A 23,286-nucleotide genomic window follows, 5' to 3' on the forward strand; every position below is an offset into this window, starting at 1 on the left:
CGGCTACAAAGAAAGTAACGGGGGTTACGCGCAGCGGAGTCCACGGACCCCCACCGGTAGGCTCGGTCCCATGCTGAACATGGCTGAGGGTGTCGCGCGCCTGGGCGCCCTCGCCACCTCTCCCGTCGTCGCTGCAGTTGCGGCGGCGTTCGAGGAAGCGGGCTTCGAACTCGCGATCGTCGGCGGTCCGGTGCGCGATGCGCTGCTGGGCCGAACCACGCACGATCTCGACTTCACGACGAACGCGCGACCCGACGACATCCTGCGCATTGTTGCGCCGTTGAGCACGGCGCACTGGGACATCGGGCGGGATTTCGGCACGATCGGGGCGCGGATTGCGCTTCCCGGTGGAGGTGCCGAGCAGGTCGAGATCACGACCTATCGGGCCGACAGTTATGACGGGGTTACCCGCAAACCGACTGTCGAATTCGGTGACACGCTCGAAGGTGATCTCGTGCGCCGCGACTTCACTGTGAACGCCATGGCGCTGCGGGTTCCGTCGCAAAAGCTCGTCGATCCTTCCGGCGGAGTCGAGGATCTCCTCGCACAGCGACTGCGAACTCCGGCCGATCCCGCGGTGAGTTTCGGCGACGATCCGCTCCGGATGCTGCGCGCCGCCCGGTTCGCGTCCCAGCTGTCGTTCGACGTCGATTCCGAGACGGTTTCGGCGATGCAGCGGTTGCGCGAGAGCATCCGGATCGTCAGCGCTGAGCGGATCCACGGCGAGCTCGTGCGTCTCATGCAGACCGATGACCCGTTGCGCGGCATCCGTCTGCTTGTCGAGACGGGGCTGATGGAGCAGTTCCTGCCCGAGGTTCCGGCGCTGCGGCTCGAGATCGACGAACACCACCACCACAAGGATGTCTACGAGCACTCGCTGACGGTCGTGCGTCAGGCGATCGAGCTCGAGCACGAGCGGCATCCGGATGCCGAGCCCGACGTGCCGCTGCGGCTTGCTGCGCTGCTGCACGACATCGGCAAGCCCGCTACGCGCCGCCTGGAGCCGGGCGGCGGTGTGACGTTCCACCACCACGACATCAAGGGTGCGCGGATGGCGCGTAAGCGCCTGAAGGAGCTGCGGTTCGATGCGGCGACGATCGACACGATCACGACGCTCATCGAGCTGCACCTGCGGTTCTTCGGGTACGCGGAGGGGGCGTGGACCGACTCCGCGGTGCGGCGATATGTGCGGGATGCCGGCGACGAACTGGAGCGCCTCCACATCCTGACCCGCGCCGATGTCACGACCCGCAACAAGCGCAAGGCAGCGCGTCTGGCATCCGCGTATGACGACATCGAGCGACGGATCGCTGAACTTGCCGCGCAGGAGGAGCTCGACGCGATGCGCCCCGAGCTCGACGGGAACCGGATCCAGGAGGTGCTGGGTATCGGTCCCGGCCGCGAGGTTGGCGAGGCTTACCGGTTCTTGCTTGACCTGCGGCTGGATGAGGGAGTGCTCGGCGAGGCCGAGGCCGAGAAGCGCCTGCGGGACTGGTGGGCGGCCCGGGGCTGATCCCCCGGGCTCACGCCGTCGGTTCGGCGCAACGGCTTCGCTTGCCGCAACACGCCGTGGAGCGTTGGCGCACTGCGCGGTTTGGGGCAAGTGAATCGCTGCGGGACCGGCGCTTGCCCCGCACACTTGTCGCGACACGCCGCGCCTTCGGAGAGGAACACGGCGTGTTGCGGCAAGAGAAGACCGGGCGGGTGAGCTGATCCCCGCAGTGCGGCGCCAGCCTCAGCGCAGGTTCTGCGCGAGCGCGATGGCGTCGCCGGCGAGAGTGGCCGAGGTGTCGGCATCCCGCATCCACAGCGGAACCGCGCGAGACGCGATGCCGTCCGCGGTCAGCCCGGCGACGGATGCCGCGTCTTCTTCGGCGACAAGCCACCCATCGAGCACGCCGCCCGCGTGGCGGGTGCGATAGTGGCGGGCGATGGCGGCGGCATCCGTATCGACTCCGATCGCCGTGAGGCAGGCGTCAGCCATGCCCCGCACGACCCGACCGCCGATGACCGGTGCGACCCCGACGACGGGAGCGGATGCCGCGCGGAGCGCGTCGCGCATCCCCGGGATACCGAGGATCGGCCCGATCGAGACGACGGGGTTAGAGGGCGCGAGAAGAATCACGTCGGCATCCGCGACGGCGTCGAGGGCCTCGCTGGCTGGCCGCGCCCTCTCGATGTCGGCGTTCTCGAACCTCACCGCCGGGATGCTCGCGCGGTGCCGCGTCCACCATTCCTGAAAATGCATACGCTGACCGTCGGCAGTGTGCACGTAGGTATCGATTTCATCCTCGGTCGCCGGAACGAGGGTCGCCCCGAGTTGCCAGCGCGCGCCGAGTCGGCGATAGACCTCTCCGAGCGGCACTCCGCCCCGAAGCCAGGCGGTGCGCGCGATGTGCACACCGAGGTCGAGATCCCCGAGGGTGAACCACTCTGGCGTCACACCCCAGGTTTGGAGTTCTGACGCGACGCGCTCCGTCTCGTCGCGCCGACCCCATCCCCGATCCTGGTCGTTCTGTCCGCTCAGCGAGTACAGCAGAGAGTCATGGTCGGGGGCGATCCGCAGGCCCGCTAGCCACCAGTCGTCTCCGGTGTTCACGACCACGCGGATGTCGTGAGCGTCGTCGTCGGGAAGGCCCTGCGCCGCGGCATCCCGCCGCGCCCACCCGCGCACTCCGCTCACGAAACGAGCCCCGCCGACGCCGCCCGAAAGTACCGTGATCCGCACGCAGCCACGCTACCCGGCGACACCGGCCGCCGCCGCGCCTACACTGGACCGCACCGGCGCGCACAGACGCCCGCGCCCATCACGATCAGTGCCGATCGGAGTCCCCATGCCCTCGCCGTGGTCCCCCGGGTCGGGTACCACCCCCGACGCCTCGAGGCTGATCATCGAGCGCGCCCGCGAGGAGTTCGTGCTCGGCAACGATACTGATGCGCGGGTCGGCGACGTGCGGGGCGTCGTGCGCGAGAGCTGGCGGCGTTCGCGCGACGGACGTGTGGGCGTCGAGGGTCTTCCCCCGCTCGCCCTGAGCGCCGAAGAACTCGAGCTGCTTCGGGCGCAGCATCCGCTCGGTTCTGTCATGGACATGATCCGGGGACTGCTGATCCCGGGAGCCGCCGAGGAATCGGGGGTGATCGTCGCGATCGGAGATGCCGCGGGACGGCTGCTGTGGGTCGAGGGCGACCGCACGTTGCGATCCCTCACCGGCGATATGGGGTTCGTGCCCGGAGCCGACTGGTCGGAGAAGGCAGTCGGCACGGCGGCGCCGGGAACCGCCCTCGCCCTGGATCGTTCGGTGCAGATCCGCGGCGCCGAGCACTTCAACCGGCTCGTGCAGCCCTGGTCATGTACCGCGGCGCCAGTGCACGACCCCGAGACCCGCCGCCTTCTCGGGGTCATCGACGTGACCGGAGGCGACCCTGCCGCGTCGGCCCAAGCGCAGCTGCTGGTGGATGCGACAGCCCGTGCCGTCGAGGGTGAGCTGCTGCTCTCTCGTCTGCGGGAGCGGGCTTCCGGCCCGCGCGCTGCCGCGGACGGGGTTGAGGTCGACACACCCAAACCCCGGCGGGCCCGGCCGGCTTCGGCATCCGTCGTGGCGACCCTTCGCGTGCTCGGCCGAGACCGCGCCCTGCTCGAGACCCTCTCAGACGGACACCTGCGGGTGAGTGAGCTGACAACGCGGCACGCCGAGATCCTGCTGTGCCTCGCGACCCGTCGCCAGGGCGTCTCGGCCGAATCCCTCGGTGAACTCGTGTACGGCGATCCTGATGCGGGAACGACGCTGCGGGCCGAGATGGTTCGGCTGCGCAAGGTTCTCGAGCGGATCGCGCCGTCGCTCGCGCCGGAATCCCGGCCCTACCGGCTCACGGTGCCGCTCGAGACCGATGCGCATCAGCTGCTTTCGCTCCTTGATCGCGGCGCGCACCGGGTTGCGCTCGCGGCCTATCGCGGCGATGTGCTCCCCGACTCGGCGGCCCCCGGCGTCGAGGAGTTCCGCGATACCGTCCGGGTGACCCTGCGCGAAGCGATGCTGGCAGAGGCCAGCCTGGATGTGCTCCTCGCCTTCGCTGACACGGATGCCGGAGCCGACGACGTCGAGGTGCTTCGCCTGTGCCTGTCCATGCTCCCTGCCAGGTCTCCGAAGCGGGCCGGCTTGGTCGCGCGCATCGACCGTCTTGAGCGCGTCGACCCCTGACGCGTTCCCCGCCGAGTTGGTGTTCGTCTTGCCGAGTTGGTGTGCCCAGGTCAGGACAACTCGGCTGGATAAGGGACAACTCGGCTGAATGAAGTGCAACTCGCCTGGGGTGTTTCACGTGCAACGGATGCCGTGAGCCCCGTGCAACGGAATGCAACGTTGCCTCACCTAGCGTCGACCCATCGCGACGACGGCCGTCGCGACGCAGTCGAAGGAGACTCAGCATGACCATCGTCGAAGAGGGCGTTTCGAGCGTCTACGCCGCGCCGGGCGAGCGCGGGTCCGTTGCCACCTACCGTCCCCGATACGGCCACTACATCGGCGGCGAGTTCGTCGAACCGATCAAGGGCCAGTACTTCGAGAACATCACCCCCGTTACCGGCAAGCCCTTCTGCGAGGTCGGGCGAGGCACCGTCGAAGACATCGACCGCGCGGTGGATGTCGCATGGAAGGCGTTCCAGAGCTGGAAGCGCACCACTCCCGCCGAGCGAGCCAACATCCTCAACAAGATCGCCGACCGGATGGAGCAGAACCTCGAGGCCATCGCCGTCGCCGAGACGTGGGAGAACGGCAAGCCCGTCCGCGAGACTCTCGCCGCCGACATCCCGCTCGCGATCGATCACTTCCGCTATTTCGCGGGCGTGCTTCGGGCCCAAGAAGGGTCGCTGAGCCAGATCGACGAAGACACCGTCGCCTACCACTTCAACGAGCCCCTCGGTGTGGTCGGCCAGATCATCCCCTGGAACTTCCCGATTCTCATGGCGACCTGGAAGCTCGCGCCGGCGCTCGCAGCCGGCAACTGCATCGTGCTCAAGCCGGCCGAGCAGACTCCCGCATCCATCCTGTTCCTGTTCGACCTCATCGGCGACCTGCTGCCGGCCGGTGTCGTCAACATCGTCAACGGCTTCGGCATCGAGGCAGGGGCGCCGCTCGCGCAGCACAAGGGCATCCGCAAGGTCGCCTTCACGGGTGAGACCACCACCGGGCGCCTGATCATGCAGTACGCGTCGCAGAACCTCATCCCGGTGACCCTCGAACTCGGAGGCAAGAGCGCGAACGTCTTCTTCGAGGATGTCGCGCGCGTACGCCACGACGACTACTACGAGAAGGCGCTCGAGGGCTTCACGTTCTTCGCGCTCAACCAGGGTGAGGTGTGCACCTGCCCGTCGCGCGCGCTCATCCAGCGTTCGATCTACGACCAGTTCCTCGGGGACGGACTCGAGCGCGTCGGCAAGATCGTGCAGGGCAACCCCCTCGACCCGGCCACCATGATCGGTGCGCAGGCCTCGAACGACCAACTCGAGAAGATCCTCTCGTACATCCAGATCGGCAAGGACGGCGGGGCCAAGCTCCTCGCCGGCGGCGAGCGGGTCGACCTCGGCGGTGACCTCAGCGGTGGCTACTACGTCGCCCCGACCGTGTTCGAGGGCACGAACGACATGCGGATCTTCCAGGAGGAGATCTTCGGTCCGGTCGTCTCGGTGACCTCTTTCGACGGGTTCGACGACGCGATCCACATCGCCAACGACACGCTCTACGGCCTGGGCGCCGGGGTGTGGAGCCGGTCGGGCGACACCGCCTACCGTGCGGGCAGGGCAATCGAGGCCGGCCGCGTGTGGACGAATACGTACCACCAGTACCCGGCGCACGCCGCGTTCGGTGGCTACAAGCAGTCGGGCATCGGTCGCGAGAACCACCTGAAGATGCTCGACCACTACCAGCAGACCAAGAACCTCCTGGTCTCCTACGCCGAAGGCCCGATGGGCTTCTTCTAGACCGACGCAGCGCGGGGCGGCATCCGTCACGGATGTCGCCCCGCGTGCCGAATGCAGGATCAAACCGCCGTCCGTCCGGCGAATCACCCAGCCGGCGCCTGGTGATCCTGCGTTCGGCACCGGCTCGTAAGGGAGAGACACCATGGTCAGCATTGGAACCTACGAACGCGTTGCGGTCACCGAGGAGGCGGCAGCGCTGCTGCGGGAACTCGCAGGGCAGCACGGACCACTCATGTTCCATCAGTCGGGCGGATGCTGCGACGGCAGCGCCCCCATGTGCTACCCGGTCGGCATGTTCATGACCGGACCCAGCGACGTGAAGCTCGGGACCCTGGACATCGACGGGATCGAGCCGATCGAGTTCTTCATGTCGGAGTCGCAGTTCGAGTACTGGAAGTACACGCATCTCACCGTGGACGTGGTTCCAGGCCGGGGTGCCGGATTCAGCGTCGAGAGTCCGACCGGCAAGAGATTCCTCATTCGTTCGCGGATGCTCAACGACGCCGAACTCGAGTACTTTGGCCTCGGCCGCACGGCCTGACTCCGCCGCCCCACCCCCGCTCGGTGATACGGCGGTGCGGCGGGGTAGTACGGTGGCGGCATGACGGATGCCGAGTCTCGCGCGGACGAGCAGCGGTCGGCGGATGCCGAGCTGCCATCCGCCGAACGGCTGAAGGCATTCACGGATGCCGTCGTGGCGATCGCCATGACGCTGCTGATCCTGCCGCTCATGGACAGTGTGACCGACGCCACCGAGTCGGGGGCGGGAGCTTGGGTGGCTGCGGAGTGGCCGAGCCTGCTCACCTTCATGCTGAGCTTCGTGCTCATCGCCAACTTCTGGATCACCCACCACCGCATGTTCGCGAAGGTCGAGCGTGTGAACCAGGCCCTGCTGTGGCTGACCATCCTGTGGATGTTCACGATCGTGTGGCTCCCTGTGGCCACGGCGATCACCAGCACATTCGAGCCGGACCCGATCGAAAAGCTCTTGTACGTCGGTTCGCTCATCGTCACGAGCCTGATGCTGACCCTGACGCGCGTCTACCTCATCCATCACCCCGAGCTGCACCGCGAGAAGCCGTCGCGGCTCCGGGAAGGGCTGATCGTCGGTGTCATCATCACGGCGCTCTTCACCGTCGCCCTCCTCATGATGCTCATCGTCCCGACGCTCAACTACTGGTGGATGTTCTTGCTGTTCCTGACCAGCCCACTGCACGCACTGGTGATGCGGATGCGGGGCGAGACGCCCGGACGCCGCGCCTGAGACCCGGGCCGCACCGGCAGCGGAGAACGGCCGGTTGGGCCGCGGATGCCGCATCCGATACACTGTGAAGGTTGTCCGGCATCCGCTCATGCGGAATCAGTCCGGACACGTGCACACACCCTCCTGCTGTCGGGAAATGCCCGACAGCCGTTCTAGTCCGAAGGAGGTGGGTCAGTGACGCACACACACCAGTACGAACTCATGGTGATCATCAACCCTGAGATCGACGAGCGCCAGGTCCCCACGACCCTCGACAAGTTCCTCGCAGTCATCACCAACGATGGTGGCTCGATCGAGAACGTCGATGTCTGGGGCCGCCGTCGCCTGGCTTACGAGATCCAGAAGAAGACCGAGGGCATCTACGCCGTCGTCAACTTCACCTCGACCAGCGATGCCGCGCAGGAGCTCGACCGTCAGCTCAAGCTGAACGAGCAGATCATGCGCACCAAGGTGCTTCGTGCCGAGGAGGCCATTGCGATGGTCGCGTCGGAGGCAAAGCGCGCCGAAGAGAAGGCTGCCCGCAAGGCTGCCGCACCGGCTCGGGCTGCGAAGGCGTAATCGTCATGGCCGGCGAAACCGTCATCACCGTTGTGGGCAACCTCACGGCTGATCCCGAGCTGCGCTACACGCAGAACGGGCTTCCGGTCGCGAACTTCACGATCGCATCGACGCCGCGCACTTTCGACCGTCAGGCCAATGAGTGGAAGGACGGCGAAGCGCTGTTCCTTCGCGCGAGCGTCTGGCGTGACTTCGCCGAGCACGTCGCCGGCTCGCTGACCAAGGGCTCCCGCGTCATCGCGACCGGGCGCCTCAAGCAGCGCAGCTACCAGGACCGCGAAGGCAACAACCGCACCGCCATCGAGCTGGAGGTCGACGAGATCGGCCCGTCGCTGCGTTACGCGACAGCTCAGGTCACGCGCGCCGCGAGCAGCGGTGGCGGCGGTGGCGGTAGCCAGTCCCGCGGTCAGGTTGCCGACGAGCCCTGGTCGACCCCCGGTTCCTCGAACGCCGACGCTTGGGCTGCCCCCGGCAGCTACGGCGACGACACCCCGTTCTAAGCACTACGGATGCCGCGGCATCCGTTCACACGTAAGGAAATCCCATGGCTGGAAAGTCAAGCGGCGATCGCCGCAAGCCGCGCAAGGGCGGCAAGCCGGTAGCACCGGCAAAGGCAATCCGGGTCGGCGTCATCGACTACAAGGATGTCGCAACCCTCCGCAAGTTCATCTCGGAGCGCGGCAAGATCCGCGCCCGTCGTATCACCGGTGTTTCGGTGCAGGAGCAGCGTCTGATCGCCCGCGCGATCAAGAACGCGCGCGAAATGGCGCTCCTGCCTTACGCCGGCGCTGGCCGCTAAGGAGTCCCCATGTCGAAGCTCATTCTCACGAACGAGGTCGCCGGGCTCGGTAGCGCCGGTGACGTTGTCGAGGTCAAGGACGGGTACGCCCGTAACTACCTCATCCCGCAGGGATTCGCCGTGGCCTGGAGCCGCGGTGGCGAGAAGCAGGTCGCCTCGATCCGCGCTGCACGCGAGGCTCGTGCGATCCACGACCACGAAGAGGCTGTTTCGCTCAAGCAGAACCTCGAGTCGAACAAGGTCAAGCTCGCCATCAAGGCTGGCGCCGAAGGCCGCCTGTTCGGTTCGGTCAAGCCCGCGGATGTCGCGGACGCTGTCAAGGCCGCCGGTTTTGGTGACCTCGACAAGCGCAAGATCCACATCACGTCGCCGATCAAGTCGGTCGGCGAGCACGAGGCCACGATCCGTCTGCGCGACGACGTGACCGCCGTGATCACGCTGCAGGTCGTCGCCGCGAAGTAATCGCGAGACGCCCCGAAGGGCGGATGCCGCAGACACGCAGTCTGCAGCATCCGCCCTTCTGCGTCAGCGGCGTGCAGGGCGTCGGGCGACCAGTGTCGCGGTGACGCCCGCGACGAGCAGTGCCGCCGCAATGCCCCACAGCGGCGCGGTGCCGCCGGTGCTGGCAAGGCCCGTTGCGCTCAGCGCTGCGGACTGGCCGCCGCCGGTGATCCCGCCGCCGGGGTTACCCGGTTGGCCAGGGCTGCCCGGGGTGCGGGTTCACCAGGGTTACTGGGGTTGCCCGGGTCACCGGGGTCACCGGGGTCACCAGGACCTGCAGGAGTCGTGGACCCTCCGGTCTCCGAGTCGCCGACGTCATCCGCTGAGGATGCGTGTCCATCGTTCGCCTCCGCTCCCCGAACAGCCGGTCATTGAACGCTCGATTTGCGCGGGATCAGACGCCGATTCGCGTGAAGCACAATCCCCCTTGCCCCTGCAGGACGTTTCGCCCTTTGCTCGTCCTACTTGCACGTTCGCGGGGTCCCTGGTAGGAGAATCCCCGCCGTTTGTACACAGTGGACGGTCCCGAAGCGAACCTTCAATCCCAGGTTCAACCACAACCTTGTCCACAATCTGTGCGTAAAACAAAACCCAGATCAGGTGGATATTCGCATGCCCATTTCCGTAGACCCCCAGGCTTTGTCCACAGGCACTTCTCACAAGCTCCACGGCGTTTCCCGCATCTTCTCCACAAAGTTATCCACAGGCTGTGTTGCGGGTGTCGGACCCCATCCCTAGCGTGGTCCTGCCCGGTGGGGAGGCGATCCGCATTCGGCGCGAAAACCGGATAGCTGTACGGCCTCGGCAACCAGCCCGAACGCTCGCCCCAGCGAGTCGCGGGCAGTGAACGCACGACGGTTGACGTCATCACAGTGAAGGGGGATACATGTCGATTGCGGACATCTCGGAGGATCGGCTCGGCGGACCCCGTGAGCACGAGCGCACTCCGCCGCACGACATCCTCGCCGAGCAGAGCGCACTCGGCGGCATGCTGCTGTCGAAGGATGCCGTCGCCGATGTCATCGAGACCCTGCGCGGCGCTGACTTCTACATCCCCAAGCACGAACTGATCTTCGAGGCGATCCTCACGCTCTACTCGCACGGTGAGCCGACCGATGTCATCACGGTCACCGACGAGCTCATCAAGACGGGTGAACTGCAGCGCGCCGGCGGCGCCGACTATCTGCACACGCTCACCTCGATCGTCCCTACCGCCGCCAACGCCGCCTATTACGCGTCGATCGTTGCGGAGCGCGCGCTCCTGCGTCGTCTCGTCGAGGCCGGTACCCGCATCGTCCAAATGGGATACGCCGGGCAGGGCGAAGCCGTAGACCTCGTCAACTCCGCGCAGGCGGAGATCTACTCGGTCACCGGCGCCGAGGCAGCCGAAGACTATGTGCCGCTCGAGACCGCGGTCGATGCCGCACTCGAAGAGATCGAGGCCGCGCGTGGCCGCGATGGCAAGATGACCGGCATCCCGACGGGCTTCAGCGGTCTCGATCAGCTCACGAACGGGTTGCACCCCGGGCAGATGATCATCATCGCCGCTCGTCCCGCGATGGGTAAGTCGACGCTCGCCCTCGACTTCGCGCGAGCCGCGGCGATCAAGAACAACATGCCGACGATCTTCTTCTCACTCGAAATGGGGCGCAGCGAGATCGCCATGCGCCTCATGAGTGCGGAGGGCGCCGTGCCGCTGCAGAACATGCGCAAGGGCACGCTCGACTCCCGCGACTGGACGACGATCGCCGCCACCCGAGGCCGCATCAATGAGGCACCGCTCTACATCGACGACAGCCCGAACATGACCCTCGTCGAGATCCGGGCAAAGTGCCGCCGACTCAAGCAGCGCGCCGGCCTGAAGATGGTCGTCATCGACTACCTGCAGCTCATGACAAGCGGCAAGCGGGTCGAGTCGCGTCAGCAGGAGGTCTCGGAATTCTCCCGTGCGCTGAAGCTGCTCGCCAAGGAACTCGGGGTTCCCGTGATCGCGTTGTCGCAGCTGAACCGTGGTCCCGAGCAGCGTGCCGACAAGAAGCCGGCGCTGTCTGACCTGCGTGAATCGGGTTCGATCGAGCAGGATGCCGACATGGTCGTGCTGCTGCACCGTGAAGCGGCCTACGAGAAGGACTCACCCCGCGCTGGCGAGGCCGACCTGATCGTCGCCAAGCACCGTAACGGACCCACCGACACGATCACCGTCGCATTCCAGGGCCATTACTCGCGCTTCGCCGACATGGCCCCCGGCGACTTCGGATAGGTGTAGGTTTTTTTTGAAGTTGTCCATTTCGCAATCGAAATGTCCACCATGTGTCCATATGGACATTTCGCTCCATCTCGCCTCGAACGCATCCGGCCGGATACGTTTGGGCTGAGGAGCGAGGTGTAGGTTCTCGGCGAAGATGGCGGATTCTCAGATGAAGTGGCGGACAAATGGCGGATCCGCCATGTTCCTGAGAACGCTGCATGTAGTCGGACGTGAGGGCGCCGAGTATGCGGGACGAGAGACGGCGACTCTTCCGCAAGATGTCCGAGGTCGGCCGTACGCTGAATCAGCGCCCGCACCCGGGCCGCTGGGGAGAGGTGCTCCATGACGGTTCTCGAGTCTTTCGCTACCCTGCAGTCGGTTGTCGACGCGGATGTGAAGGTCGTGCAGATTGCCCGTGACCGTCGCGACACCTTCACGTCCGCGTTGCTGACCGCGCCGGATGTGAAGGTGGTGTGGGGGTCGGGTTCGCTCGCCCGCAGCACCCAGCTGCAGCCGGTGCATGATGTGGATCTCGTGGTCGAGTTCGATCAGGACGAGCACCCGGACTGGGGCGAGGACGGGGGCTCTGCCGAAGAGGCGATCGAGCGTTGCCATGATCTGGTGAACGATCTCCTCTCCGTGTCCCACGGATCGCGCGCGCAGCTGGTGCGCCTGATCCGCACCGCCGACCGCAATCGCGCCGCGAAGTGTTTCGTCGATCCGCCGGAGCAGGACAACGCGTTCACTGTCGATGTGATGCCAGCGTTGCGACGTCCGGACGGGATCCTGATCCCGTTCAAGAAGGAGGAGCGCTGGTCGCTCGCAGACCCTGAGTACCTCATCAACGAGGTCGCACGGCGGCAGCAGGACTGGTCGTTGTTTCGCCCGCTGGTCCGGGTCCTCAAGTACTGGTCGCGTCAGCATGAAGATGTGACCGGCACGGTCAAGTCGCTCGTGATGGAGGTTCTCGCGTTGGACTGCCTGTCGGTGAGCAACAACCGACCCGAGGCGTTGAAGAACTTCTTCGTCAACGCCTCGACGCACTCCTTGCGCGTTGAAGATCCCGCGGAGCTCTCCGGGTTGATCCAGCCGAGTCTGGACGTGGCCGGTCTGCGCAGGTCCCTAGAGGATGCAGCAGCTGACGCCGTCGCGGCGCTTCGGGCCGTCGCCTCCAATGATCAGCCGGCCGCGACACGTCACTGGCAGTCCGTCTTCGGGACTGCGTTCCCGCTCGTACTGCCTCCCGGTGGAGCGGGAGAGACTGGGCCGCGTCCGGTTCGCGATTCCCCGCAGGGCTGACCTTGATCCTCCGCAGCTGGTGGGAGGATGACCCGGGTCGTCTCGCGCAGGAGATCGACGACATCGGTTCGGTGGCCCCCGCCCTCGAGTGGACGCCCGAAGGTGCCGGTCACTTCAGCGGCGCACTCCCGGTATGGCCATTCACACGACCCGAACCAGCCGGGCTGTCAAACCTCGTCGACCAGCCGCTGCGCGCGCGGGTCGCGTACGGGCACGGCTTCCCCGCGGTCCCACCAATCCTCTACCCTTTGGAACCGCAGCCCGACGTCACCCTGCGAAGCTTCACCCAGTACCACGTGCTCCCCAATGGCGGCCTCTGCCTGCTCCGTGATGCCGACCAGTGGGACCTCTTCTCGCGGACCAGCGATCTGATCCTGAAAGCGTCGGGATGGATGATCGAGTTCGCCCTGTTTCAGCGCGGCAAGATCCCGAACATGACAGTCAACGGCATCGTCACCGACGAGCAACTCGATCACTTGATCACCGCGACCGCGGAAGAGACAGCGTGACCGAGCACAGCGCATGAGTGGCGAGAACTGGCTGGTGCTGTTGCCCACCGAAGCGATGGAGGTCATCGACAAGTCGTACGCGTGGGGCAATCTCACCTGCCGTCTGTCCGCACCGGACAAGGCCGCCATAGTCGTCGCCCTCTCGAACGAAGACTCGGACCTCGTCCATCTCACGGAGGATCCCGACCACTTCCTCACGGTCGCCGACTTCAATCGCGTCGGCCACTGGTACCGAGTGCCGGCGGACGCCGCGTTTTGCGCGTACCTTCTCACCCACCAACACGCGACAATGCCCTTCGACGCCTTCCAGACCCTCGTCCCGCAGGCGATCGCACCGCTTCCCGGCCAATGGCACATCGCCGTGACCTTCTGTCCCGACCCTCCGGAGATCCGCGATGGGGAACGGCTTCCGGCCTGGTCGGCGTGGACGATCTCGAACGACACCGTCCGCCCCATTTCTTTGGACATCCAGGACGGAACCCAGCATGTGACCGCCCTTGGAAGCCTCTGGCCAACCAGCCTCCTCTCGACCTCGCGGGCGCTCCTGCTAGGCGCCGGCAGCATCGGAGGAGACGCAGCCGAAGCACTCGCAAGCTACGGAGTTGGCCACATCGACCTGGTCGATCCTGACAAGATCCTCTTCCACAACGTTCCCCGGCACGTCCTCGCTGCCGCGAGCGTTGGAATGTCCAAAGTGGATGGATTAAAGGCATCCCTGAACAGGCAGTGGCCGGAAAGCAACATCAGCCCATGGCCCATCGACCTCACCGCCAACGCCAACATCACCCGACCCCTGATTGACGCCGCCGACATCATCATCTGCACCGTCGACGGAGTCGAACCCCGACGCGTCGCAAACTACCTTGCACGCCGTGCGGGCAAACCGATTGTGTTCGCCTGCGTCCTCGCCGACGGCAGATACGGAGAGATTCTGCGCATCCGTGCACTGCCCGAGGTCGGATGCCTCGACTGTCAGCGTCGATACATGCGCGACAACGGAATGATCGATCCCGAACCGAGCCTGGACCGAGGCTACGGGGACGGCACCCGACACAACCCGATGACCGCAATAGGTGGAGACCTTCACCTCGTTGGGAGCATCGCAGCGAAAGTCGCCGTCGCGACTCTCTTGCAAAACGCCGGTGAAGTCGATCAGACCCTCACCGATGACAACCTCGTCATCGCCCTCCGCCCATCACCCGGCTACGCCGCCCCCTTCGATGCGCGACGAGCACTCCACCCGCACTGGTCCTCCGCGACGCCCCCTTACCCGGACTGCCCCGCATGCCATCGCCACCCGTGAGCTGGACCGTCGGTATCACCCAGGGTGCGCTCACATCGATCAGAACGATCATCGCGAGAAGCGACCCCACGCTCGAAACCGGCGGTGCACTCTTCGGACACGAAAACGCCCTCGTCATTACATCCGCCTCCGCACCCGGTCCGAACGCCGTCCACCAACCCGGCTACTTCCTCCGTGACCTCGAATACACCCAACTCGCCGCGGACCGCGCCCACAAGGTCGACCGCTCACAATGGATCGGAGAATGGCACACCCATCCCAACGGTCCGCCAGAACCCAGCCCGCTGGATCTCAACACCTACATCTCCCACCTCGTCGACTTGGAACTTCGCTTCCATCGATTCATCGCGCTTATTGGGTCACCGAATCCCCGCCCGCACCTGAGCGTATGGGTGCTCGCGCAATCGCCAGACGGCATCGAACTCCACCGTGCCGCGCTCGCACTCACAGCAACCGATCAGGGCTCGCGGAACCAGATGCCACCCGGCGAAGCCACTGAAGTCCAACATCGAAGTTGAGGTTTCACCAGTACCGGCCGCTGCCCACATCATTGCTGACCGCTATGCGCGACGGGTAGAACTACGTCGTGGACCTACACAAAGCGCGTGGCGTCCGAACACGAACATTCGACACCATCCCCGCGGGCGATCTCCCAGCCGCGTCCATTGAAAGCGAGACCACCCATGTCCGAACCGTTCGACCTTGCCAAGGCATATACGGCGAAGCAGGACCACATGCTCACAGGGCTGGGGCTCATGCCGCAGTTCACAGATCATCCCGGCACCAAGGGTGACGCCACCGAGGAGCAATGGGTCAGCGTGCTCCGGGAGTTTCTTCCCCAGCGATACGGGGTCGGGCCAATCTTCGCAATCGACTCCCTCGGGCAACAGAGCGGACAGATCGACATTGCGATCTTCGATCGACAGTACTCGCCCCTTTTTTTCGAGCAGGGCGACGTCCGCTTCGTGCCGGTCGAGAGCTTGTACGCCGTTTGTGAGGTGAAGCCCAGAATGAACAAGGAGAACCTCGACTACGCCCGGGACAAGGTCGCCAGCGTTCGCCGACTTCACCGCACCTCAGCGGAGATCCGGCATGCAGGCGGTACGTATCCAGCTCAGGATCCGGAAGCCAAGCCGATCCTGGGTGTCTTTCTCAGCACGGATCTTGATTGGGGAGATATCCGCGGTGCTGCAGCTGTGGGCTCGATCACCGAGCCTCAGCCCACGGGGCTCGATCTCGGCATTGCTGTCCGAGGAGGCGCCTTCGATCAGACTGACGGGGTCGCGTACTCCCCAGGAGGACAGGAACTGATCTGGTTCGCGACGCGTCTGTATCGCGCACTTTCCCGGCTGGGAACAGCTCTAGCAATCGATCTGGATGCCTATTACGTTCCGCTGCAGTCCCCAGGCAGTTAGGAAGCCGTGCGCTCGGCCGATGCGGCTTCCCGGTCGGCGGCGTAGCGTCGCGCGGCTTCCCACCAGTAGTTGTCACGGATCCGGTAGAGCAGGGTCCGCTCTCCGGGCACGCGTCCGACGAACTCAAGGAAGTGTGCGTCGCGGAGCTTGTGGATCAGTGGGTGGACGATGCTCCCCAACAGTCCAGTCGCTTCGACGATCTGCTTGGGAGAGAAGGTGTCGCCTTCGAGGGCGGCGATCTCTATGACGACAGCGTTCATGTAGCTGTTGCCGAAGAACAGCCGCGACTCCGCTGGTGCGATCGGCTCCACTATCGTCATGCCCCGAGTTTCGCATACGTCACCGACGTCCGGCACGTGCGCGAGGTGATTCCGAGGCGACTTCCTTCCCGGTGTTGTCTATCTGACGTACACAACTTGATTCTGGTCGTTTCGAGAGTACAGTGAATGTGACATTCACTAGAACGTACGTCACGTAGTACGTAATTGACCGATTCGCAAGAGCAACTCGGTATGACGTGTGTTACGTATTCGTGGTGGTTTCGTGCATGGATGCACGCGTGTGTGGGCGCCCATGATGGCGACATGTTCACAAACCGCCGGACCGCAGGGGCTGGTTCGTTTCCGTTGTCGTACCAGGGAGCGTCGGGGCTGTGACCGGGCTGGCGTCGACGGTTCAGATTCGCAGGTCAGACGATCACGTCGATGTCATCGCCTTGAATGATGTTCGTCTTCGTCAGTTCGATACCGCGGTGCCGTGGCGGGAGTTTCGTTGGTACCGCAAGCAGCGACACTTCTCCGGCTCGTACTGGTCGGCGACGATGGAGGCCCCGGTGGGGTACGAGTCGCGGTTGGAGTATGTGAACCTGCTGCTGGCCGACTTCGACCCGCGGGTGGTGTGGATCCTCTCGCAGCCGTTTCTGCTCGACGGCGATGATCGCGGCACGCGCCGCAAGCACGTCCCGGATTACCTGTTCGTCCACGCCGATGAGTCGGGGTGCGTGGTTGATGTGAAGCCGGCTGAGAAGTTGTCACGCCCGAAAGTGCGCGATTCTCTGGGATGGTCGCGGCGCGTGATCGAGGGGCACGGCTGGGAGTACCGGGTGCAATCCGAGCCCGATCCTGTCGTGCTGGCGAACGTGCGGTTCCTCGCCGGGTATAGGCGGCGCTTCCAGTTCCTCGAGTCCGAAGTCGATGGCGCAGCAGAGTTGCTATCCACTCCGGTCACATTCGGCGAAGCGGTGCGAGCTGTCACGGCGATCACTGCCGATCCGCGATTGGCTCGGTCCGTTGTGTTGCACCTGATGTGGACGCGGCGCCTGCACACGGACCTCACCCGCGTGCTCGACATCACCAGCCTCCTGGAGACATGAGTGTCGAGCGCGACGATCCACACACCCGCAGATCAACGAGAAGGGAAACGCGTCCGATGAAGAACACCTGGAAGGTCAGCCCGGGGGCCCAGATTGCCTACGACGGAAAGATGTGCACGGTCGCGGAGATCGGTGATGGCGCCGTCATCGTCCGCACCGCGGATGGGCGCACTCGCCGTCTCCGCATGATCGATGTGCTGCAACCGGAGTCGGAAGGCGGCAGAGTGCACGTGCCAGGCAGGGTGGGCGACGACGAGCAGACGCAACCTTTGATGCTTGTCTGGTCGGACGCAACCCAGTCCGCTCAGGCGGGTGCTCACCATCGGGCGGATCACGTCCGTGAGGTGCTCACGGGATACCGGTCGGGCAGTCGTGAGGTCGCCCGAGAGGGCGAGCCACGACTGGAGTACCACCCGCAACGGCCGCTCCGAGAGCGACAGAAGGCCAAGGCCAAAGAGCTCGACATAGGCCTACGGACCCTGGAGCGATGGGTCTCCCGGTATCGAGACACCGGGGAAGCGGGTCTCATCGATACCCGGATGTCACGGACGGGTGCGGCACTGACAAACTTCGACCCGCGGTGGGTTGACGCCGCGCGAACGATACTCGATGAGCAGGACGATCAGTCCAAGGTGCAGAAGAAGATCATCCTCGCCCGGATCCGCGCACGCATCGAGAGACTTCACGGCCCCGACGTCGTCACATTCCCGTCCACCGCCAGCGCATACCGGGGCTTGGACGAGCTCACCCGCGGACGAGGCACTTTCGCGGGTTCCACGAAGGCAAAGAGATCGATCGCGAACCGGCCCGCCGCTCCCTACGGACGGTTGACCGCGTCACGTCCCGGTGAGTTCGTACTTCTTGACACCACCCCACTGAATGTGTTCGCCGTCGCTCCGGTGACGGGCAAGTGGGTCTGCGCGGACCTCACGGTCGCGATCGATCTCTACTCACGGTGCATTCTCGGGCTGCGCTTGACGCCAGGATCGACCAAGTCCATCGACGTGTCCGGTGTTCTCGTCGAAGCGATGCTGCCGTTCGACCTACCGGGCAGTTGGGATACCGCCGCTCGTGTCCCGTATCACGGCGTGCCTGACACGGTGCTCGTCGACCCCACCCGAACCGATGTCGCCCGTTTCACACGCGCCGGCATCTTGCCCGAGACGATCGTCGTGGACCACGGTCGCCCTTTCCTCTCCGAGCATGTCACCACCGCGTGCGCCCGACTGGGCATATCAATCCAGCCAGCCCGTATCTACCAGCCCACCGACAAGAGCCCGGTGGAGCGCTTCTTTCGCACTCTCGACTCTCTCCTGCAGGAGCTCCCCGGCTACAAGGGTGCGGACGTGTCGGGTCGTGGGGACGATGTTGAGGGTGAGGCGGTGTATACGGTTCCGCAGTTGGAGCAGATCATCCGCGAGTGGATCGCGACGGTCTATCACCTCCGCCCGCATGAGTCGCTCGCCGATCCCAGCCTCCCGGGTGTGAAGTTGAGTCCGGCGCAGAAGTATGACCAGGGGCTCGCTGTCGCGGGTTCGCTGCGGATGCCGACGGACCGGAATGTGCTGTTGGAGCTGCTGCCGGTGGTGAAGCGTCAGTTCAACCACTATGGGGTGGAGATTCACAATCTTCGCTACACGGGGGATTCGGTGGCGAAGTACCGCAACCGGGCCCGGTCGATCCACCGGGACACGGGCACGGAGTGGCCGTTCGTGGTGAACCCGGACGACCTGACGAAGATCTACTTCCACGACCCGGAGGATCACACCTGGCACACCCTGGAGTGGGAGCACAAGGACGCGTTCGACACCCCGTTCAGTTTGGACGCGTTGGAGTATGCGAAGAAGATTGCGATCCGGCAGGGCCGCCCCTCGCAGGTCGATGATGTTGCCGCGCAGTTGCTCGAGGACTGGGGCGCGGGCCGAGGGTTGACACCGTCGGAGCGGCGGATGAGCGCCCGGATGGCGGCCCGCCTGGATGAGAAGAACCCCGATCCGGAAGGGGTGTGGTCGTTGCGGACGGTGCAACGGATGCTGGACGCAGAACTCACGGCCGGGTCGGACCTGGCGACGGAGCTGACCGGCGGGGTGAGGGATCCGAGGACACGGGTCGATGTGCCGGAGACCGGAGATGATGACGACGAGGACGACATCGACGAGCCCACCATCCGTGGCGACTACCGCTTCGAGCCGATGGAGATGCTCCGATGACAACCACCCAGCCCCAGCCGCAGGCGGGAGCACGGCAGCGGAGCCTGTCCACCTACGAGGGGTGGAACGACTTCGCAGAACGCCCAGCCCGGACCCGTCCGGACACCCTCACGCTGAAGCGGCTGGCGGCGCTATCCACGCAGGAGCGTGTCGGGTATGACTTGGCGCGGCGTCAGTGGCACGCGAACATCCTGCTGCGCACCCGACAGGTGCAGGAGATCGAGTTGCAACTCGGCGACATCCTGGACTCGAACCTGCAAGACGCCGACCGGGTGAAGTCAGCGGCGGCGATCGACGCGCCGCCGGCGCTCGGGAAGTCCACGGTGGTGAACAACTTCGGTCGAGTGTTCCACCAGCAGCGGATCGCGGAGGCCGGGGAGTGGCTGGATCAGGACCGGGACGTGCGGCACCTGCCGGTGTGTCATGTGACGTTGACGGGCCGGCCGACGATCAAGGGTCTGCACATGATGATCCTCGGGTTCTACGCCCACCCCGCCACCGCCGGGATCCTGCACCGCTCGATGGCGGGTAGAGATCTTGCCCGGGCAGCCGCGGAGTGCATCGAACGCCACGACACGCGCCTGGTGATCGTTGATGATCTCCACTTCCTGCGGATGAATACCCGTGACGGGGTAGAGGTCGCGAACCAGTTGAAGTGGCTCTCGAATGAATACAACGCCACGTTCCTGTTCGCCGGTGTCGCCCTCCGCAAGCGGGGACTCGTCGGGGAGGGCCAGACCGGCGAAGGCGCAGCAATGGCGCAGACCTTCCGACGGTGGACAGTCCTCAGCCTGGAACCTTTCACCCTCGCCCACAAACGCGGCCGCGATGAATGGGACCGGCTGCTGTTCGGCATCGACCAGGCCCTCGTGCTGACCGACGGGAGAGACGGGATGCTCGTCGACCTCTCGCGGTACCTATTCGCCCGCACGACCGGGAACATCGGGTCGCTGATGGACCTGATCCGCCGCGGCGCATCGCGCGCAATCCGCACCGGCAGGGAACGCATCGATCGGGAGCTGCTCGATGATATTCGCATCGACGAGGGCGCCGAGACGGAACGTCGTGAGCTGGAGGCGAAGCTGGAACGGCAGCTTCGAAGCCAGAGAGCGGGCCGCCGCCGAAAGACCCAGGGTGGCGAGGTGGCAGCCGCATGACCGGCAAGGCCGCGACGCGTTCCGACGAGGTGCGGGTGCTGCCGTTTCGGGTGCGGCCACTGCCGGATGAGCCGTTCGATTCCTGGCTGGAGAAGATGGCGGCCACCTATGGGGCGACGATGAACGAGATGGCATGCGCGCTCGGTCTCATCGAGCAGGAGAAGGGTTTGGCTGTATCGGCGACCGCGTGGATGGCGGACAAGTGGGCCACAACCCTCACCGAGGAGCAGGCTGCCCGGCTTGAGGCTTCCACGGGCATCCCTGCCGATCAGTTTCACGAGATGACGAGGATGCGCTTCGCCCGTCACGCGATCCGCTATACCCGGCAGGGTCGGATCAGCGCGCAATGCCCGGCTGCAGGGACCGCGGGACGATACTGCCCGGAATGCCTGGTCGATTCGGGTGGACGGTGGCGGATGTCGTGGCAGTTCCCGTTCGGGTTCGCCTGTGCCCGCCACCGCCGCCTTCTCGTGGATCGGTGCCAGACCTGTGATCTTCCTGCCCGACACCGCGCTCACCCGCTCGCACTTGTTCCCGTTCCCGGGCGTTGCCACAATCCCGTGCGGGGTCCGGGGAGGGGTCCGCAGGCCAACCGGTGTCGCGCGGACCTCACCGAGGACCGGACCCGCACGCCGGTGCCGCAGGCGGTGCTGGATGCGCAACGGGCGATGATGCGCATCGTCTCCACCGGTCAGGCGCAGTTCGGGATCTATGCTGATGCACCGCAGCCGGCCGTGCCTGTGTTGGAAGACATTCGGCTACTGTCCCGCACCGCGCGGGACGCAATCGTCGGCGGTCACAGCATCGACGCGAGCCCGCTGGGCCGGGAGCTCATTGGGCTGTTCGAGATGAGCGAGGACTGGACGAGGGCGATCCGGGCGCGACCAGACTCTGCCGTCGGGGCCGCTGTCGGCACCACCCTCGGTCACCGCGCACTGACCAATCCGGCCGCGATCATCTCCCTGCTGCAGGGGCGGCTGGCGCACAGCACGTCGTACACCGCGCACACACCACAACTACAGACCCTGATCGCGGCCGCGCTGGGTCGCCGCCGCCGCCCCACCGTGTTTCTGCAGTCCGCACCGCCGTCGGGCGTCAGCCCGGAAGAGCGAGCACGGAAAGTGCCGGCACAGTTGTGGGGGGACTGGATCGCCCAGTACGCCCCACTGCGGGTCGACAACGAGATCGCCGCGTCCGCGCTGGCAGCAGCGGTCGTGTTTACCGGCACGAGGCTCACACACTCCGCCGCGCTCGCGCTGCTCGATCCGCACGCACCGTCACGGCAGGTGACGCACGTGATGCGTGAGCTGGGCCGCAGCACTCACCACGTGACGACCCTGCACGCGGTCCTCCGCCTGGCAGCTCTATTGGACACGCAAGACGTGCCCATCGACTACGCCCGCCGCCGCCACCTCGACTACACCGATCTCCTGCCCGAATCACAGTGGGGGCAGCTCTGCCGGGACGCGGGCGTGTCCCCAGGGAGCGGACGACGCTGGGAGTTGGCGCGCGCAGCCCTGTACCAAGAACTCTCCGGGAACCCGCTGCGTGCGATGCCTACGGCGTGGCACACGACCAGGGCGAGCCCGCCCGCCGTAGCCCGCTTCGTAGAGGAGCTCCCGCCGGCGGTGCGGGCGGCGCTCGATCAGATCGCCGCAGAGTTCCTCGTCGCCAACGGCATTCAGGAGCCCGTCACCTGGACACCCGAACCCACCCCTCAGCTCCCGGAAGTCGGACCCCAGATCGCGCCGTCGTGGCCGCCCATCCGGCCGGCACGAGCGACAGCGACAGAAGCCATGCCACCAGACCGGCTGACGCAGGTGTACGCGGCGGGAGCTTCCACCTACACGATCGCCGCAGACACGAGGGTGTCTCGGCAGACAGTGGGTCGCATTCTCGCCGACGCGGGCACCCGGACTCGAAGGGGACGACCCCGCACCTTCGACCTCGACCCCCGTTGGCTCCGCGATCACTATGAAACGAAGCACTGGACCATCGCACAGATCGCGCAGCTCGCCGGCTGTAGCGAGATGACCATCAACCGGCATTTGCATAGCGCCGGCATCCCGGTCCGCCCACGCGGGGCGCGCATCAACGGGTCTACCTCGGACGCAGGCAGGCAACGATCTGACCCGCCCGCCCCGCGGGGCCCATCACAGGCTCACGGACTCCGTCGCAGCACTCCCGTCGAGCCATCGACGAATACTCGAATTCCAGACACGCGAAGGACGTCGGCATGACGCAGAAGAAACGAACTTCCAGTCGGCTGCGGCACGACGCGCGGGAACGCGTGAAGGTGACAGGAGAGAAGTACACCACGGCGCTGAAGGCAGTCATGGATGCGGGTTCATCCAGCAGCCGAGCTGGAGGACGAGATCAGGGCGAGGAGCCTGCGGGTCCCGCCGACACGCAACGCGCACCCGACGACACCCGTGACCGGAGCTGAGTCCGGGGTGGGATCTCTGCGATGACGGTCGAGGGCAAGGAATGCGTGGTGTCGGCCGACTCAGGCCGGGAGGACAAGCCGTGGTCGGCACCTCACCTCGCGCCGCTGTTCATTGAACTCACCGCTGACGAGACGGCGCCGGTGTGGGCGCGTCGCGCTGTGACATTCCTCCATCGCTACGCCCGCGAACACGGCCAATCCCCGACCTTCCGGGAAGTATTCCCGGAGCTC

The 23,286-nt window shown here is 65.6% G+C and carries 22 protein-coding genes; 20 read left to right on the forward strand and 2 right to left on the reverse strand.

Annotated elements, in window-relative coordinates:
* Window positions 1-70: 70 nt before the first annotated feature.
* A complete protein-coding gene (locus tag B4F19_RS00145) occupies window positions 71-1,513 on the forward strand; it encodes a CCA tRNA nucleotidyltransferase (RefSeq protein ID WP_228179198.1) in 1,443 nt (480 codons plus the stop codon).
* Window positions 1,514-1,735: 222 nt separating this feature from the next.
* Here the strand turns inward: B4F19_RS00145 and cofD are convergent, their stop codons facing one another.
* Window positions 1,736-2,728: a 2-phospho-L-lactate transferase gene (gene cofD / locus B4F19_RS00150; protein WP_292732141.1), complete on the reverse strand. Its 993-nt coding sequence runs from the start codon at window positions 2,726-2,728 to the stop codon at window positions 1,736-1,738.
* Window positions 2,729-2,834: 106 nt separating this feature from the next.
* Between cofD and B4F19_RS00155 the strand changes: the two genes are divergently transcribed.
* The 14 genes from B4F19_RS00155 (at window position 2,835) to B4F19_RS00220 (ending at window position 15,870) form a co-directional block, all read left to right on the forward strand.
* Entirely contained in the window at window positions 2,835-4,199 is a 1,365-nt protein-coding gene (locus B4F19_RS00155) for a GAF domain-containing protein (RefSeq protein ID WP_292732143.1), read from the forward strand.
* Between the two features lie 224 nt (window positions 4,200-4,423).
* Entirely contained in the window at window positions 4,424-5,974 is a 1,551-nt protein-coding gene (locus tag B4F19_RS00160) for an aldehyde dehydrogenase family protein (RefSeq protein WP_292732145.1), read from the forward strand.
* 142 nt (window positions 5,975-6,116) lie between these two features.
* The gene (locus tag B4F19_RS00165) at window positions 6,117-6,515 is read left to right on the forward strand and encodes a DUF779 domain-containing protein (RefSeq protein WP_292729114.1); all 399 of its coding nucleotides are present in this window, start codon (window positions 6,117-6,119) and stop codon (window positions 6,513-6,515) included.
* 60 nt (window positions 6,516-6,575) lie between these two features.
* Window positions 6,576-7,238, forward strand: coding sequence for a TMEM175 family protein (locus B4F19_RS00170; RefSeq protein WP_292732147.1), 663 nt, complete (start codon window positions 6,576-6,578; stop codon window positions 7,236-7,238).
* Window positions 7,239-7,439: 201 nt separating this feature from the next.
* Window positions 7,440-7,796, forward strand: coding sequence for a 30S ribosomal protein S6 (gene rpsF / locus B4F19_RS00175; RefSeq protein ID WP_228179254.1), 357 nt, complete (start codon window positions 7,440-7,442; stop codon window positions 7,794-7,796).
* Between the two features lie 5 nt (window positions 7,797-7,801).
* The gene (locus tag B4F19_RS00180; RefSeq protein WP_228179192.1) at window positions 7,802-8,296 is read left to right on the forward strand and encodes a single-stranded DNA-binding protein; all 495 of its coding nucleotides are present in this window, start codon (window positions 7,802-7,804) and stop codon (window positions 8,294-8,296) included.
* A 44-nt stretch (window positions 8,297-8,340) separates the two neighbouring features.
* Entirely contained in the window at window positions 8,341-8,595 is a 255-nt protein-coding gene (gene rpsR / locus B4F19_RS00185; RefSeq protein WP_195692622.1) for a 30S ribosomal protein S18, read from the forward strand.
* 9 nt (window positions 8,596-8,604) lie between these two features.
* Window positions 8,605-9,057 carry a 50S ribosomal protein L9 gene (rplI, locus tag B4F19_RS00190; RefSeq protein WP_228179191.1) on the forward strand — a complete coding sequence of 151 codons (453 nt, stop codon included), beginning with the start codon at window positions 8,605-8,607 and terminating at the stop codon, window positions 9,055-9,057.
* 925 nt (window positions 9,058-9,982) lie between these two features.
* Complete coding sequence (dnaB, locus tag B4F19_RS00195; RefSeq protein ID WP_228179190.1) at window positions 9,983-11,356, forward strand: replicative DNA helicase; 1,374 nt, start codon at window positions 9,983-9,985, stop codon at window positions 11,354-11,356.
* 330 nt (window positions 11,357-11,686) lie between these two features.
* Window positions 11,687-12,643, forward strand: coding sequence for a hypothetical protein (locus B4F19_RS00200; RefSeq protein ID WP_005054599.1), 957 nt, complete (start codon window positions 11,687-11,689; stop codon window positions 12,641-12,643).
* Window positions 12,644-12,645: 2 nt separating this feature from the next.
* Window positions 12,646-13,152 carry a hypothetical protein gene (locus tag B4F19_RS00205; RefSeq protein ID WP_005054597.1) on the forward strand — a complete coding sequence of 169 codons (507 nt, stop codon included), beginning with the start codon at window positions 12,646-12,648 and terminating at the stop codon, window positions 13,150-13,152.
* 13 nt (window positions 13,153-13,165) lie between these two features.
* Window positions 13,166-14,455, forward strand: coding sequence for a ThiF family adenylyltransferase (locus B4F19_RS00210; RefSeq protein ID WP_292732150.1), 1,290 nt, complete (start codon window positions 13,166-13,168; stop codon window positions 14,453-14,455).
* On the forward strand, window positions 14,437-14,973 hold the full coding sequence (locus B4F19_RS00215) for a Mov34/MPN/PAD-1 family protein (RefSeq protein WP_005054593.1): 537 nt from the start codon (window positions 14,437-14,439) through the stop codon (window positions 14,971-14,973). The genes B4F19_RS00210 and B4F19_RS00215 overlap by 19 nt, the downstream gene beginning before the upstream one ends.
* Before the next feature lie 165 nt (window positions 14,974-15,138).
* Window positions 15,139-15,870, forward strand: a complete 732-nt coding sequence (locus B4F19_RS00220) for a DUF6602 domain-containing protein (RefSeq protein WP_005054591.1) — start codon at window positions 15,139-15,141, stop codon at window positions 15,868-15,870.
* On the opposite strand, the gene B4F19_RS00225 is transcribed toward B4F19_RS00220, so the two are convergent.
* Complete coding sequence (locus B4F19_RS00225; RefSeq protein WP_005054589.1) at window positions 15,867-16,190, reverse strand: hypothetical protein; 324 nt, start codon at window positions 16,188-16,190, stop codon at window positions 15,867-15,869. The genes B4F19_RS00220 and B4F19_RS00225 overlap by 4 nt on opposite strands.
* Window positions 16,191-16,585: 395 nt before the next feature.
* Between B4F19_RS00225 and B4F19_RS00230 the strand changes: the two genes are divergently transcribed.
* Genes B4F19_RS00230 through B4F19_RS00250 form a run of 5 tightly spaced genes read left to right on the forward strand, consistent with a single transcriptional unit; the run spans window position 16,586 to window position 23,055 of the window.
* A complete protein-coding gene (locus tag B4F19_RS00230) occupies window positions 16,586-17,242 on the forward strand; it encodes a TnsA-like heteromeric transposase endonuclease subunit (protein WP_052323169.1) in 657 nt (218 codons plus the stop codon).
* Window positions 17,243-17,298: 56 nt separating this feature from the next.
* Entirely contained in the window at window positions 17,299-19,452 is a 2,154-nt protein-coding gene (locus B4F19_RS00235) for a DDE-type integrase/transposase/recombinase (RefSeq protein WP_005055284.1), read from the forward strand.
* Window positions 19,449-20,609, forward strand: coding sequence for a TniB family NTP-binding protein (locus tag B4F19_RS00240; protein WP_005055282.1), 1,161 nt, complete (start codon window positions 19,449-19,451; stop codon window positions 20,607-20,609). Before B4F19_RS00235 ends, B4F19_RS00240 begins: the two co-directional genes overlap by 4 nt.
* Complete coding sequence (locus tag B4F19_RS00245; protein ID WP_101305218.1) at window positions 20,606-22,849, forward strand: TniQ family protein; 2,244 nt, start codon at window positions 20,606-20,608, stop codon at window positions 22,847-22,849. Before B4F19_RS00240 ends, B4F19_RS00245 begins: the two co-directional genes overlap by 4 nt.
* Entirely contained in the window at window positions 22,846-23,055 is a 210-nt protein-coding gene (locus B4F19_RS00250) for a hypothetical protein (protein ID WP_133177970.1), read from the forward strand. The genes B4F19_RS00245 and B4F19_RS00250 overlap by 4 nt, the downstream gene beginning before the upstream one ends.
* The last annotated feature ends 231 nt before the right edge of the window (window positions 23,056-23,286 follow it).

The organism is Microbacterium sp. UBA1097 (genome assembly GCF_002313585.1).
Classification (GTDB): Bacteria; Actinomycetota; Actinomycetes; order Actinomycetales; family Microbacteriaceae; genus Microbacterium.